We start from the raw sequence: 15,051 nt of genomic DNA on the forward strand, positions 1-15,051 counted from the left end.
TTCTGCAATACTTTTATTCTGTTTGACCTGCGGAACCCTGGCTTGCAAAAAACGCCACTGTTATCCCAGCTTCACCCAGCGGAAATCATGCCCTCCTACGAGGATCTGATCCATCTCCACTGCGCTGCCGCTGATCATATCCTTTCCGCTTTCTTCCGGATAGACGGACACTGTTCTTGGCTCTTTTGCAAAGTTAAATACGCCGATCATTTTTGTCCCGGCCTTTTCCCTCACCACACAGATGATTCCCTGCTGCCAGGTCTCATAGGTATAAACTTTTGCATCTGCATCGAATACCTTTTCCTGCTTCCTCAGTTTTTCCAGGTAGCCCAGGGACTGGAAAATCTGTCCCTCCACAGTTCCTTTATTTTTCCGCTTCTTCGCAAAATCCCAGCGGAAAACTCCTCTGTGGATATAGCGGGAATCTGCACATTTATCCGGATCTTCCTTGTAAGTATAGTCGTTTACCTGCCCGATCTCATCTCCGCTGTAAAGCATAGGGATCCCCGACTGCATCAGCATATATGCATGAAGCATAATATCAAGCCGGATGGCTGCCTCCATTTTCTCTTCATCCTGTTCAAATCCGGCGCTCTCAATACCGCACATGGAAGCAGTCGTACCGCAGAACCTGGCATCCTGGGTCACCGGATCGTCATTGTAAAGTTCTCCCCTGCTGACGCTGCCCGGAAACTTACCTGTATAATAATCATTGAGATATCTCTTATGGGGAATTTCTTCCATCCCCTGTCCTTTCAGGAAATCAAAGTCAAGGCCCCATCCGATATCATCATGACAGCGAAGATAATTAAGGAAAGTATACTCTCCGGGAAGCGCACACACCGTATCCAGCTGTTTCTTCAAAAGAGAGGTATCCTGCGCTGCCAGAGAATGCCAGATTGTCGCCATAGTTGTTACGTTGTAGAGCATATGGCACTCCGGTTTTTCTACCGTACCAAAATAAGGCGCCACCTTTTCCGGCTCCATGACCACCTCACCCAGAAGAATGGTCGCCGGACATACAATCTCTCCTATCATACGCATCATGCGTACAATGGTATGCACCTGTTTCAGATTCCGGCATGGCGTTCCCATTTCCTTCCATATATATGGAACGGCATCAATACGGATAATGTCCATTCCGATATTAGCAAAATAAAGGAAGTTGTACATCATCTCATTGAATACCCTTGGATTTCCGTAATTCAGATCCCACTGGTAAGGATAAAAAGTTGTCATCACATAATGATCCAGCTCCGGCAGATAAGTAAAGTTCCCGGGGGCTGTGGTGGGAAAGACCTGGGGCACTGTCTGTTCGTACCTCTCGGGAATGACCGGATTGTCGAAGAAAAAGTAGCGGCTCATATATTCACCTTCACCTTTTCTTGCCTTTACCGCCCACTCATGATCTTCGGAAGTATGGTTCATGACAAAGTCCATGCAGACATTCATACCCTTTTCGTGGCACTTCTTTGTCAAAGTCTCCAGATCTTCCATGGTTCCAAGATCCTCTCTTACCTTACGGAAGTCCTTTACCGCATAACCTCCGTCAGATTTTCCTTTTGTTACATCTAAAAACGGCATCAGATGAATACAGTTTACATTGCAGTCCTGAATATAATCCAGCTTCTTTTCCACACCGCGGATGGTCCCTGCAAAGTTATCGATATAGAGCATCATCCCCAGCATTTCTTTTTTCCTGAACCATTCAGGATCTGTCTCTTTTTCCCTGTCTCTTGTTTTCAGGGCATTGCTTCTTTCCTCATAAAACTGCTGCATGCGGCTGCACAGTTCAAAAAACATGTCGTCATTTCCGTACAGCTCCATATACAGCCATTTCAGTTCATCGTGATGTTTCTTCAGCCTTTTTTCAAAATCCGACTCTTTTACCATGCTATTTCCTCCTTCCTTGCGCATTACTCCTGGATAAAATGAATCTGATATGCCAGATACTCTCCGCTTTCCACAGGAAGAGGATATCCGGCCTCCATAAGCGCACCTCCGCTGTAGCATTTTCCAGTTTTTTCCTCTCTATAAAACGCCTCCGGATCCAGCCCTCTCATTCTGATATAATTTACAGTCATATTTCCATGCACCTTCAGCATGACCGCATTTAGAAGGGCTTCTCTCTTATCTTCCGACACAAACGCCCAGGCTGCTGTTTCATCCTTCGCCGGATTGGAAAGCCGGTAGTAATCCCCTGTCTGTATCAGCTTTCCATATGCATGATAGGTTCTAACCTGCTCTTTTACTTCTTCTTTTTCTGCTTCTGTCAATGTGCCGGGATCCAGCTCATAGCCGAAGGTTCCCGCCATAGCAGTTACGCCTCTGGTATGAAGAGATACCGTTCTTCCTGTCTGGTGGTTCGGACACGCCGACACATGGGATCCCACAGCAGAAACAGGATAAATAAAAGAAGTTCCGTACTGTATTTCTGTCCGGTCAACAGCGTCTGTATTGTCACTGCACCAGATCTGCGGCGTATAATACAGCATTCCTGCATCAAATCTTCCGCCGCCGCCGCTGCATCCTTCAATAAGGATGTCCGGATACCGGTTCATCAGTTTTTCCAGAAATTCATACACGCCCAACACATAATTGTAAAGAACCATCCCCTGTTCCCTGGCGGCTATAGAGTAAACATCTGAAATGCTCCGGTTCATATCCCACTTAATATACTCTACATTTGCATGATCCAGCACTTTGCTGATCTGTTCAAAAACTTCATCACGGACTTCTTTTCTGGAAAAATCCAGTACCAGCTGGTTTCTCGCACGTACCGGGGAACGTCCCGGGATCTGAAATACCCAGTCCGGATGACTGCGGTAAAGATCACTGTCTTCCGATATCATCTCCGGTTCGATCCAGAGGCCGAACTTCAGTCCCTTTTCGTTTACTTTCCGGGCCAGCTCTCCCAGAGAACATCCAAGTTTCTCCTCGTTCACATACCAGTCGCCCAGCCCGCTGTTATCGTCATCTCTCTTTCCGAACCAGCCATCATCCAGCACGACCATTTCTATCCCAAGCTTAGCAGCCTCATCAGCAAGCTTAAGGATTGTTTCTCCTGTAAAATCGAAATATGCCGCTTCCCAGCTGTTAATGAGTACCGGTCTTACCTCATCCCGATATTTTCCCCGGCACAGGTGACGCCGGAAGCATCTGTGATAATTGTGGGAAAGTTTTTCCAGTCCTTTTGCAGAATAAGTGAGCACTGTCTCCGGGACAACAAGAGTTTCCCCTTCTTCCAGGGGATAGCAGAAGCTTCCGCTCTCCATTCCCATGACAGCTCTTGTCTGGTTAAACTGATCTTTCTCAGCCTCTGCCTGAAATCCCCCACTGTACACAAACACCATTCCATAACAGCTTCCGGATTCTTCTGTGGCATTTTCCTCTGCAAAGATCACTGCCGGATTGTACTGATGACTGGATGTTCCACGTCGGCTTCCGATCATCTGGGATCCGTGAGCTACCGGAACTCTCTGAAAATTCCGTTCCATGGCATGTCTTCCATAGAAGCTGATCATATCATAATTTCCATAGAGGAAATCCAAAACTGCAGAAGCCGCCTTTCTGACATATATTTTCTGTGATCCGGCATTTTCGATCCGGACGCTCCTTGTAATAATATCGTCTTCCGGAAGGACGCCGTAAAGCAGCACTGCCTGCACCTTAGTCACAGGATCCTCCAGGTAAATTTCCAGGGTCTGCGCCTCCTTTTCTTTTGCATAGACTGCCGGCAGTCCGGGAAGAGCATATTTCCCATCCACAATTTTGTGTTCCTTATATCGAAGATCGCAGCTGTATGCCCCGTTCTCATTCTGGACTACCAGAGCACTGCTTCTGTAATCACCGTTTCCCATACACGGGTACTCCTGGGGCAGCGCATCCATAGAATAAGTCCTGTCAAGTCCGGTATCGTAGGGATTACCGGAAAATCCGCGGTCTGCAAAAGTCAAAAGATAATCCATCTCTCCCTGTATTTTCTTTCCGTAATACAGATGGATCAAAAATCCATAGCAGTCCACCTTAAACTGATAAGTTGTCTGTTTTGTGTGAAGTGTAAATATTTTTTTCTCTTCCTGAAAAATAATTGCCATTTAGTCGTTCTCCTTTTAAGTTTCATAAATTTCGGCCGTTAAAACTCAATCAGCCCCGCCTTAAAGGCTAAGGCGGGGTTTTCATTTTCATATCAAATTCTATTTTACAGCTCCATTGACTACACCGTTTATAATCTGTTTCTGGCAGATAATGTAGAAAATAAGGATCGGTATCAATGCCAGAAGGTACGAAGCAAACGCCAGGTTGTAGTTTGTACCGAACTGTGTCTGGAAATTAAGCTGTGCCAGCGGCAGCGTATTCTGCCCTGTACCTGACATAATAACAAGAGGTGTCATAACGTCATTCCATACGGCCAGCGCTGTGATGATGGCAACTGTCGCATGCATAGGCTTCATGATCGGGAAGATAACCTTCCAGTAAGTCCGCCATGTATTTGCGCCGTCCACTCTTGCCGCCTCTTCAAGTGCGATCGGGATATTGACAAGGTAACCGGAATACAACAGCACATTCATCGGCATATAGAATACCACATACAAAATGATAACGCCAGCCCAGTTTGCAAGTCCCAGCTCCGCCGTCTGTTTTGCCAGGGGCATCATCAGGATTGCAAAAGGAACAAACATACCGCTTACAATAAACAGATATACAAATTTATAGAATTTGCTGTGTCCGCGGTTCCGTCCGATGGCATATCCCAGCATGGAGTGGAGTACAATGGAAAGCACCACTGTCACTACTGTGATCAGAACACTGTTTCCAAGCGATCTCCAGAAATCTGTAACTTCCATAGCCTGGGCAAAATTGGAAAGACTCCATTCAGAAGGAAGAGACAGGATTCCGGAAATGCTGTTTGTCATCTCTGACGGCTGTTTAAACGCGATCACAATCGCCATATACAACGGAAAAGCAATTGTGCTAAGCCCCATGATCAAAAGGACCATAACCGGCCAGTTTGTTTTTACTTTATCTATTTTTTTACTCATTATAACTGCTCCTCCTTCCTGCTGGAGATGCTCATCTGTGCTGCAGAAATTGCTACGATCACAATGAAGAAGATAACAGCGTTAGCGCTCTGATAACCGAAGCTTCCGCCCTTCATACCATTGTTGTAGATCAGGAAAGAAATGGATTCCGTACTCTGTGCAGGTCCTCCCTGTGTCATAGCCATAACCTGATCAAATACCATGAGGAAGTTCTTTACACACAAAACCATATTGATGGTAAAGAAGGGAATGATCAGAGGGAAAGTCAGATGTCTGAATTTTTTCCATCCTGTTGCTCCGTCCAGAGAGCCTGCTTCATACACATCCTCCGGAACGGTCTGAAGACCGGAAATATAGATGATCGTATTCATGGCAATATTCTGCCAGCAGCATACGATCATAATCGCGATCCATGCAGTATTTTCATTAGAAAGCATACTGGAGCTCAACGCTTCGCTTCCTATCATTTCTCCCACTGCCGGAAGAATGTATGTGAACAGATACTGGAACACATAACCTACTACCAGTGCGCCAAGTACATTGGGCAGGAAATATGCCGCACGGAAAAATCCTTTGGCGCGGATCTTACTGTTCAGTCCCAGGGCAAGGATCAGGCTGATCACATTCGTTACGATTGTTGCGCAGATCGCCAGCTTGAATGTAAACAGATAGGATCCTCCCGCGCGGGGATCTGTGAACAGATCCATGTAATTCCTAAGGCCGACCCAATCATAAGTTCCAAAGCCTTTAAAGTTGGTAAAACTGTAAATAACACCCCGAATCAAAGGTATCGTATTGAAGCAGACAAACAATGCCAGGATCGGTATCGTTATTAACAGGAAGGTACGTTTTCTTTCATTTTTCATTCTATCCCCACTCCTTTCCTATTCCGCGCTTCCGTTCTCTTCTTCGTATGCCTGAACCTCACGGATGATATCGCGGTTGTAACGCTGCCAGTCTTTGTCAAACCTTGCAAGGAATGCATCTGTATCCTTGTCGATCACATAGGTCTGCAGGATAGCATCTGCAGCCATCTCTGACGGATAGTAATGATCCTGGTAGTCTGTCATGTTGCCGGACTCGATATACTCTGTCATGCCGTCCACATAGGGAGCCAGCTCAAATTCTCCTTCTTTACATGGAATTGCATTCTGGTCGTCAATATAGGCCTGAATATTCTCGTCTTCAAGGAGGAAATCAAGCACCTCATATGCGGCCTCCTTGTTTTCGCAGGCAGCCGTTACGCAAAAGCCAAGGTCAATACCGGAGTTTAATGTATTGCCATCTGCCTCATCATTTGCCGGCATAACAAAGGAGTCAATATTCATATCCGGATTTACGGAAAGGATCTGAGGCACTGCATAGCTTCCGATAGGATACATTGCAGATTCCCCTCTTGCAAATGCCGTACATGCATCATTGTAGCCGTATGCGATTGGATCGTCCGGGCCGTATTCCATCAGCTGGATATACTTTTCTGCCGCTTCTTTATATCCTTCTGTAAAGGTTGCCTCTCCTCTGTTTACCTGTTTGCACAGATCAGCAGGTGCCAGATCTACTGCGATTCCATTCCATGGCGCCAGACAGGTCCACGTGTCACGGAATCCAAAATAGAACGGCAGGATTCCTTCTGCCTGAATCTCCTCGCACAGGCTCATCAGCTCATCCCATGTTGTAGGAATTTCCCAGCCATGTTCCTCAAACATATCTCTGTTATACAAAATACCGGCCGCATTAGCCATGTAAGGTACAATGTAGGTCCCGTCAGTTGGGACGATCTCCAGCGCCTCTGCTATGTCCACATAGGAATCTTTGATATTTTCCATCCCCTCATATTCGGACACATCCGCAAGGATCTCCGCGTCTACATAATAAGAATAGTTGATATCGCCGCCGATGCCGATAATATCCGGATAGTCTTCGCGGATAAACCTCGTTCTCATGATCGTAGATGCATCATTCGGCGAGTCAATGGTCAGATGGATATCATCATGAGTTGCATTGAACTGCTCTTCCACCTGATCAAAATAGGTAGCTGCCTCCGGCTTGTACTGCAGAATTTCAATTTCTGTTTTCCCACTGGAATCACTGCTGCCTGAACATCCCTGCAGAACCAATCCGCCTGCCATGGCAACTACCAGAAAGGCGCTGACGCATCTTGTCCTTTTTCCTCTCATTTTCATATCTCCTTTCTGATTTTTTCTTGCTTTTCCCTTAGTAATATCATTTTAACATATCAATATGCGTCCATAAATATCAGTATTTTTTTTATTTCATGCCTTTATGCTTGTTTTTATGCTATATATTGATATCACCAAGCATTTTGATATATAATAAAAAAAAGTACTGCACAGGCGAAACTTTCATCAGGAGGGAGACCATGAGCAACGTTTTATTTTCTATTTTCCCCAGCGAAAACTTTATCGACCTGGGCCTTTACCAATATGGCTGGGAACAATGCGATCCCGCTCATTCTTTCGGCCCTGCCGCCCGTACCCACTATCTTTTTCACTACGTTATTTCGGGTACCGGAACGCTGATCGCTCAAAATTCAAAAAAAGAATCTATAGAATATCATATAAAAAGCGGACAGGGCTTTATGATCTTCCCCCATCAGATCTGCACTTATACCGCTGATCCGGATCTGCCCTGGGAATACACCTGGATCGAATTTGACGGACTGAAAGCCAAAGAAATCATGGAAATGGCCGGAATATCCCAGGATTCTCCCGTCTATAAACCGAGATATAAAGATATTTCTCAGCAGATGGTAAATGAAATGCTCTATATTACCCGGCATTCCCAGGAATCCCCATTTCATCTTATCGGACATTTATTTCTGTTTCTGGATTACCTGACCCGCTCTCACGCCTCCCCGCTTGTAAAGCAGGGAAATCGAATGAGAGACTTCTATATTAAAGAGGCTTTAAGTTTTATTGAACAGAATTTCCAAAATGATATTTCTGTGGAAGACATCGCCGCATTCTGCGGGCTGAACCGCAGCTATTTCGGAAAAATCTTTCATGATACTGTCGGAAAATCTCCCCAGGAATTTTTGATCTCCTATCGCATGTCCAAGGCCGGCGAGCTTTTGAAACTCACCTCCCTGTCTATCGGAGACATCGGAAATGCCGTCGGGTACCCGAATCAGCTTCACTTCTCAAGAGCATTTAAAAATACCTATGGAGTTTCTCCAAGAGCATGGAGATATGAACAGCAGGGCGAGGAAAATTAAATTTCTCCGCCCCGTTTTTCTTTTCCTGTTTCCTTTTAATCCACCGCCTTGAGGATAAACAGACTGGAATCAAAATCATAGGTCTTGTCTTCCTCCACGGAGGTTTCTCCGGAAGCGCCGTCTGTAGTTACAAGTCCGGCATACATCAGTTCATCTCCATAATAGGTCCCCTGACACTTCTTGCGGATTCTTTGTTTTGTAACTTCATAGCCGGTTCCTTCCTCCAGCCCCTTAAGACGCAGTCTTCCAAACGGCAGATTTGCTCCGCTCAGCACACGATACCATCCCACAATTGCTTCTTTCTTATCATCGCTGACCACCATCCAGGCAGTCACATTGTGTTCAAAAGGACTGGACAAACGGTAAAATGTTCCGAACTGCAAAAGATGCCGGTACTGTTTCATAAAGGCGATCTGCTCTTTTACTTCCTCCTGCTCCTTCTCTGTCAATGTGTTTAAATCAAGTTCATATCCAAACGTGCCGAAACAGGCCACATTCGCCCTTGTATGAAGAGGAGTGTTTCTGCCCGTCTGATGGTTCGGCGCTGTCGAAACATGGCTTCCCATGCTGCTTACCGGATAGCAGTAAGAAGTTCCATACTGTATTTTCAATCGTTCCGCTGCATCCGTATCATCACTGGTCCACGCCTGGGGCGCGTAGTAAAGCATCCCCGGATCAAACCTGGCGCCGCCGCTTGCGCAGGACTCAAATAAGATGTGCGGGAATTTGGAAGTCAGCCTTTCATAGAGATCATATACTCCAAGGATATAACGGTGAAACACTTCTCCTTGTCTGTCCGGCGGAAGAGCTGATGACCAGCATTCTGTAATGCTCCGGTTCATATCCCATTTTATATAGGAAACTTTTGCACCGGACAGAATCTTATCCATCATTTCATAAATGCAGTCCACCACTTCTTTTCTGGAAAAATCCAACACATACTGGTAGCGCCCGTGGCAGGATTTCCGTCCCGGAGCCTGAAGGATCCAGTCCGGATGGGCACGGAAAAGGTCGGAATCCTTGTTTACCATTTCCGGCTCAAACCACAATCCGAACTTCATTCCCATGTCCTCTATCTTCTGTGCAAGTCCCCGGATCCCTTCCGGCAGCCGGTCTGTATTGGCGACCCAGTCTCCAAGCCCGGCATGTTCGCTGCACCGGCCCCCGAACCATCCGTCGTCAAGAACAAAGAGTTCTACCCCTGTTTCCTTTGCCTTTGCGGCAATCTCCAGGATCCGCTCCTCGTCAAAATCAAAATATGTCGCCTCCCAGTTGTTGATCAGGATCGGTCGAACCCTGTCTCTCCAGTATCCCCTGGCCAGTCTCTTCTGATAAAGCCGGTGATAGATCTGGCTTAAATGGTTCAGTCCCTGATCTGTATAGACCATAACCGCCTCCGGGGTTTGGAATGTCTCGCCCGGTTCCAGCTTCCAGTCAAATCCTTCCGGATGGATTCCCAGAAGAACCCTTGTAGTATCATGGGTATCCACCTCGGCCTGAGCCAGGAAATTACCGCTGTACACAAGGCTGAAACCGATTGCCTCCCCCTGAAATTCATCCGCCGACGGACGCTTCAGAATGACAAAAGGATTGTGCTCGTGAGAGGAATGTCCCCTAAGGCTCCCAACAGACTGGATCCCATATTCCAGATGTCTTGTCCGCAAATGTCTCTCTCTTGCCCACGCTCCCGAAAACTGCATCCACTCATAGTCATGATCCGGCAGATCCATGCAAAGGCTCATAGCGGTTGCCAGGTGAAGAGCCTGATTTCCATTGTTGGCAAAAGAAACACTCCTTGCAATCATTCCCTCCGCCGCAAATATGGTGTACATCAGCCGTACCTTCAGCCCCGTAACTTTATCCCCAAGGCAAAGAATCAATGTTTCTGCCTCTTTTTCATTTTCCGTATAAATTGCCGGAAGCCCCGGAAGAGACGGCTTTCCTTCCTGAACCTCATAGCCTTCATAGCACAGATCCAAGATCCTGCTGCCGTTTTCCTGCAAAACGTCTACCGCAGGCATGCGGTAATCCCCGCTCCCATAGACTCCGTATTCCTGTTTCAGATGTTCCAGTGAAAAATCTTTACTCTCTTCAAAAATACAGGATGCCATCGGACGGGACATTCTCTCCAGCAAATAAGAAAAGTCCTCTCTGTGGTGGATCCTTTTCCCAAAATACAGCTGTCCTATGTGACCGTTTGGCAAGACAGACATAAGATAGCTGATCTGGTTATTATACAGGTGAAATGTTTTATTTTTTTCATTAACAATTATACTCATCTTCTTCTCCTCCAATGCTGGCGTCGGTGTACCCTCGTACACTGACGCTACTCCAATTATATATAAAACCGTAACCGGCGCCTAGGAGCATTCGTTAGAAAAACGAGTCAAAATGTTAGATCAATTTCTTCTTTCCTCTTTGTTTCCTGCCAGGCCGTATTCTCCTTCCTGTATGCAGACGGAGTGATCCCCATTTTTGCCTTGAATATCTTGGAAAATCCCAGCGCATCCTGATAGCCGCAGGACATGGCAACTGTCTCAACTGACAGATCTGTAAGCTGCAGAAGCTCTGCTGCCCGGGTAAGACGGAAATTTGTAAGATATTCTTTGGGCGATAACTGCAGATTATCCTGGAAAAGCGTGTAAAGGTAGCTTCGGTTCACCCCCACATAATCGGCAATATCTTTTACTCTGACAGGATCCGCATAATTATTCTGGATAAATTCCACCGCCTTGCGGACATAAAGGTTGCCATCCTTTTCCCCGGCATTTCCCGCGATTTCCATATTTTCTTTCAGGGTGCCAAAAAATGTATATAAAAGACCTTCCAGAAAGTACTCATTTGCGGCTGTATATTTTCTATGTTTTAACATGGAATATACAATCTGCTTTAATTCCTCCCCGCAGCCGCACTGAAAGATAAGCTGCTTTTTATTCAGTCCAAGATCTCTTAAATAATCCTCTGCCTTCTTTCCTCCAAATCCGATCCACAGATATGTCCATGGCACTTCCTCATCTGCCTGATAAAAGGTCTGTACTTCCGGCTCGATCAGAAATCCCTGCCCCTTTTGAAGGTTGTACTCTTCGCCATTTACCAGAAATTTCCCTTTCCCATCCACAATATAATGCAGAATATAGTTGGGTCTGACTGCCGGTCCGAAGCTGTGAAGCGGACTGCATTTGGCATAGCCGCAGAAACATAAATAGAAATCGGAAAATTTGCGGTTCTTCATCTGAAGTACATAGGAATCCTCCATGATCAGCCCTCCTTGTCATTTCCTTTATCATAACACAGAGACAGGATTGCTGTAAAAGAAAGCTTTTCCTCTTGCCAATTGTCTCCAATCGCCTATAATGAAAGTATGATTACGTATCCCGATTTCGGGAAGGAGGGCAGGGAATGAGGCAGAAACGTCAACCCAATCGTTATGTGATTCTGGCGGCAGCATCCATTGTAAATTTTGTGCACGGCAATCCTTATATCTGGACTGTATTTCAGCCTTATGTACAAGAGGAATACGGGCTTTCCCTGGCGGCCTCCAGCCAGCCTTTTACCATTATCATCGGCATTTTCGCAGCCGGAAATATGCTGGGCGGCTTTCTTCAGCACAAGATCGGCGCAAGGGCAACGATCTTTTTCGGAAGCACTGTCATGTGCGGCGGTTTCTTTCTGGCAGCCATGGCTCCCCACAACATGCCCTGGCTGATCTCGCTGGGATACGGCGCCCTCGGCGGTTTCGGATCGGGATGTGCATTCAGTATGCTGACTGCCGTTCCCCAGGAATGGTTCCCCCGGCAAAGAGGCATGGTTTCCGGTATTACCATCGGTATGGTCGGAATCTCCGGTATTCTTATGAATCCGCTGTGCGACTATGTGCTGTCCCGCTGGGGTTACCGCACTGCCATGCTCATGGTGACGGTGATCTATGCCGTTTTGTGCCTGGGCGCTTTCTGGGTTCGGGAGCCCTCTGCCTCTGATCAGGCAGCACTTTCTCAAGGCTCATCTGCCCTGCAGGGAGATTCCGAATCTTCCAAGAAGCAGTTTACAGTGGGGGAAATGATGCGCACCAGATCCTATCTGATCATCAGTACGATCATGGCTCTGGCTGTTCCCGCCTATGTTCTCGTCAATCCGCTGATGAAATCTCTGGGAATGGCCCGGGGACTCACAAACAGCCAGGCTCTTGCCGGCGTGATGGCTGCATCTATCGCCAACATTGTCGGACGGTTTGCTCTGCCCTGGCTTTCCGACCTGGCAGGGAGAAAAAAGATCCTTCGCATGATCTATCTTCTCTGCACAGTCTCTGTCATCGGAGTTTCCGCTGCAGGCGGGCTGCTTTTCATTGTACTTATTTCCGCTGTCTGTCTGGTATACGGCGGGGTTGTCAGTTTATTCCCTGTGGTTGTCTCCGACCATTTCGGCACAAAATATCAGGGGATCAACTATGGTGCAGTTATGATCGGATACGGACTGATCTCTATTTTATGTCCTTATCTTCTGGATATTGCCGGAATTGAACTTTCCTTCATTCTGGCCGGGGTTGCAAGCGGAGTTGGACTTTTTCTGCTGAAATTTTTATAAGGAAGTGATAATTATGGAATATGAAGGCCAGATCTGCCGCTCCCCTATGGAACGGGGCTCTTTTATGCTGCCTGTCATGGTAGGCTGCAGTTATAACAGATGTTTCTTTTGCAATTTATTCCGCCACCTGAACTATCGGGTTCTGCCTCTTGAACAAATTGAGGCGGAACTGAAGCGCGTAAAAGAAGCCGGCGGAAATCCCAGCCGGGTATTCTTAGGAGATGGAAACGCCTTCTGCCTTGACACCTCCCGCCTTCTTGAAATCCTTAACATGATACATGCCTATTTCCCTGGCTGCAGCAGCGTCAATATGGATGCCACCGTTTCTTCCATTCTCGCCAAATCCTCGGGGGAACTGAAATCTTTATGGGAACACGGCGTCAGGCATCTCTATATCGGAATTGAAACCGGGCTGAACGACGTTCTGCTTTTTATGAGAAAAGAACACAACCTGGAACAGGCCTATGCCGCCGTATATAAGCTGAAGGAAGCCGGGGTTATTTTTGACGCCCACATTATGACCGGCATCGCCGGAAAAGGCCGGGGACTGGAAAACGCCGAAGCTCTGGCGGAATTTTTTGATCGGACACAGCCGACGCATATTGTAAATTTTTCTCTGTTTCTCGACCGCACGGTTCCCCTTTGGCGGGAAATCGAGGAAGGCCGCTTTTCTCCGGCATCTGAATTGGAAAATCTGAAGGAAGAACGGCATTTTCTGAAACTCTTTCACCCATCTTCCTCCCCGGGCAGCCAGAAAATTCTGTACGACGGTTTTCATGATCTTATTTCCGTTCGTATTCGGGGTTCTCTTCCCGATGACAGGGAAAAGATGCTGAAAAAGCTGTCTGATGAGATCAGCAGACAACAGGAAAAACAGACAAGGAGAACGTAAAGCGATGTTCAAGAAACTGGGGAAATATAAAAGAAGAATTTTTGAGATCATTGAGGTTGGCACAAAATACGATTATGCAAGCCGGATCTATGATTTTTTCAACGCCTTCTGCATTATTGTGAATCTGGCAGTCAGCATGTTATATACCTTCGAGGAATACCGGACACAGTACGGCGCTCTTCTTCTGACATTGGAAGAGCTTACTGTTGCTCTTTTTCTGATGGATTACATCCTCCGGATATGGACAGCAGGGTATTTGTATCCGGATCTTCCTGTATGGAGGGCGACTTTAAAGTATATGTTTTCCTTTACCGGTATTGTGGATCTTTTATCCTTCCTGCCTCAGTATCTCCCGATCTTTTTCCCTTCAGGCGCCATTGCTTTCCGCATGTTTCGGATCATCCGGATTTTTCGGCTGTTTCGGATCAACGCCTACTATGACGCCCTCAACGTCATTACAGAAGTCATTGTCGGAAAAAAGCAGCAGCTTTTCTCCTCTGTCTTTATTATTCTGATGCTTATGTTTGCCTCCAGTCTCTGTATGTACAGTTTGGAGCACCAGGCGCAGCCGGATGTATTTTCCAACGCTTTTTCCGGCATCTGGTGGGCAGCTTCCACTCTGCTCACAGTAGGTTACGGTGACATTTATCCTATCACAACACTGGGAAAGATGTTCGGTATCTTCATTGCCTTCCTGGGTGTGGGGATTGTAGCTATCCCTACCGGTATTATTTCCGCCGGATTCGTCGACCAGTATTCCCGCATCAAAAGGATGGCAGAATACGGGCCACAGTCCGCCATCAATTTTATCAAAATCCATTTGACTGACCGGGATCCCTGGATCGATCACACAATCTCGCAGCTCCATCTGCCGGACAGTGTTATCGTCGCTGTAGTAAAACGGGGAGACCGCATCCTTGTTCCACGGGGAAATATGATCCTCCGATCAGATGACATCATGGTGTTGGGAGCCGAGTCCTACCAGGATGACAAAGAACACATTAAACTCAAAGAATTTCTTCTGCAGAAAAATCATCCCTGGATCGGCAAGACCATCCGAAGTCTGGAGATTTCCAGACATTCCATTATTGTTTTGATCCGAAGGAACCGGAAAGTTATGATCCCCAACGGGAATATGATCTTAAGGGAAAACGACACAGTGATCCTTTATACCCAGAGTTATCTGGGCGGAGATGGAGATATTGAAATATAGCGATATAAAGAGAACTCTCTGGAAATATCTTTCAGAGAGTTCTCTTTAGGTTTAAATCATAAAAAGCAAAAAATAAATCCACAAAGTC

The 15,051-nt window shown here is 46.5% G+C and carries 11 protein-coding genes; 4 read left to right on the forward strand and 7 right to left on the reverse strand.

All coding sequences use genetic code 11. The features are described from left to right. Positions 1–60: 60 nt before the first annotated feature. The 5 genes from EUBC25_RS03500 to EUBC25_RS03520 all read right to left on the reverse strand — a co-directional run bounded on the left by EUBC25_RS03500 (position 61) and on the right by EUBC25_RS03520 (position 7,219). Positions 61–1,893: an alpha-amylase family protein gene (locus tag EUBC25_RS03500; protein WP_230106836.1), complete on the reverse strand. Its 1,833-nt coding sequence runs from the start codon at positions 1,891–1,893 to the stop codon at positions 61–63. A 23-nt stretch (positions 1,894–1,916) separates the two neighbouring features. Next, a complete protein-coding gene (locus tag EUBC25_RS03505; protein ID WP_230106837.1) occupies positions 1,917–4,097 on the reverse strand; it encodes an alpha-galactosidase in 2,181 nt (726 codons plus the stop codon). Positions 4,098–4,196: 99 nt separating this feature from the next. Further along, positions 4,197–5,042 (reverse strand): carbohydrate ABC transporter permease, encoded by an 846-nt coding sequence (locus tag EUBC25_RS03510; protein ID WP_230106838.1) that lies wholly within the window; start codon positions 5,040–5,042, stop codon positions 4,197–4,199. Beyond that, on the reverse strand, positions 5,042–5,908 hold the full coding sequence (locus EUBC25_RS03515) for a carbohydrate ABC transporter permease (RefSeq protein ID WP_230106839.1): 867 nt from the start codon (positions 5,906–5,908) through the stop codon (positions 5,042–5,044). Before EUBC25_RS03515 ends, EUBC25_RS03510 begins: the two co-directional genes overlap by 1 nt. Positions 5,909–5,926: 18 nt before the next feature. After that, positions 5,927–7,219: an ABC transporter substrate-binding protein gene (locus tag EUBC25_RS03520; RefSeq protein ID WP_230106840.1), complete on the reverse strand. Its 1,293-nt coding sequence runs from the start codon at positions 7,217–7,219 to the stop codon at positions 5,927–5,929. Positions 7,220–7,422: 203 nt separating this feature from the next. On the opposite strand from EUBC25_RS03520, the gene EUBC25_RS03525 reads away from it, so the two are divergent. Beyond that, positions 7,423–8,277 (forward strand): AraC family transcriptional regulator, encoded by an 855-nt coding sequence (locus tag EUBC25_RS03525; protein ID WP_230106841.1) that lies wholly within the window; start codon positions 7,423–7,425, stop codon positions 8,275–8,277. Positions 8,278–8,312: 35 nt separating this feature from the next. On the opposite strand, the gene EUBC25_RS03530 is transcribed toward EUBC25_RS03525, so the two are convergent. Both EUBC25_RS03530 and EUBC25_RS03535 read right to left on the reverse strand, forming a co-directional pair. Continuing rightward, positions 8,313–10,556, reverse strand: coding sequence for an alpha-galactosidase (locus EUBC25_RS03530; RefSeq protein WP_230106842.1), 2,244 nt, complete (start codon positions 10,554–10,556; stop codon positions 8,313–8,315). 107 nt (positions 10,557–10,663) lie between these two features. Beyond that, the gene (locus tag EUBC25_RS03535) at positions 10,664–11,533 is read right to left on the reverse strand and encodes an AraC family transcriptional regulator (protein ID WP_230106843.1); all 870 of its coding nucleotides are present in this window, start codon (positions 11,531–11,533) and stop codon (positions 10,664–10,666) included. Positions 11,534–11,676: 143 nt separating this feature from the next. Between EUBC25_RS03535 and EUBC25_RS03540 the strand changes: the two genes are divergently transcribed. From EUBC25_RS03540 to EUBC25_RS03550, 3 genes are read left to right on the forward strand one after another with little or no spacing between them, the layout of a single operon-like run. After that, a complete protein-coding gene (locus tag EUBC25_RS03540; protein WP_230106844.1) occupies positions 11,677–12,858 on the forward strand; it encodes an MFS transporter in 1,182 nt (393 codons plus the stop codon). A 13-nt stretch (positions 12,859–12,871) separates the two neighbouring features. After that, the gene (locus EUBC25_RS03545; protein ID WP_230106845.1) at positions 12,872–13,750 is read left to right on the forward strand and encodes a radical SAM protein; all 879 of its coding nucleotides are present in this window, start codon (positions 12,872–12,874) and stop codon (positions 13,748–13,750) included. A 4-nt stretch (positions 13,751–13,754) separates the two neighbouring features. Further along, positions 13,755–14,963: an ion transporter gene (locus EUBC25_RS03550; protein ID WP_230106846.1), complete on the forward strand. Its 1,209-nt coding sequence runs from the start codon at positions 13,755–13,757 to the stop codon at positions 14,961–14,963. The last annotated feature ends 88 nt before the right edge of the window (positions 14,964–15,051 follow it).

Source organism: Claveliimonas bilis (assembly GCF_020892095.1).
GTDB classification, from domain to species: Bacteria; Bacillota; Clostridia; order Lachnospirales; family Lachnospiraceae; genus Claveliimonas; species Claveliimonas bilis.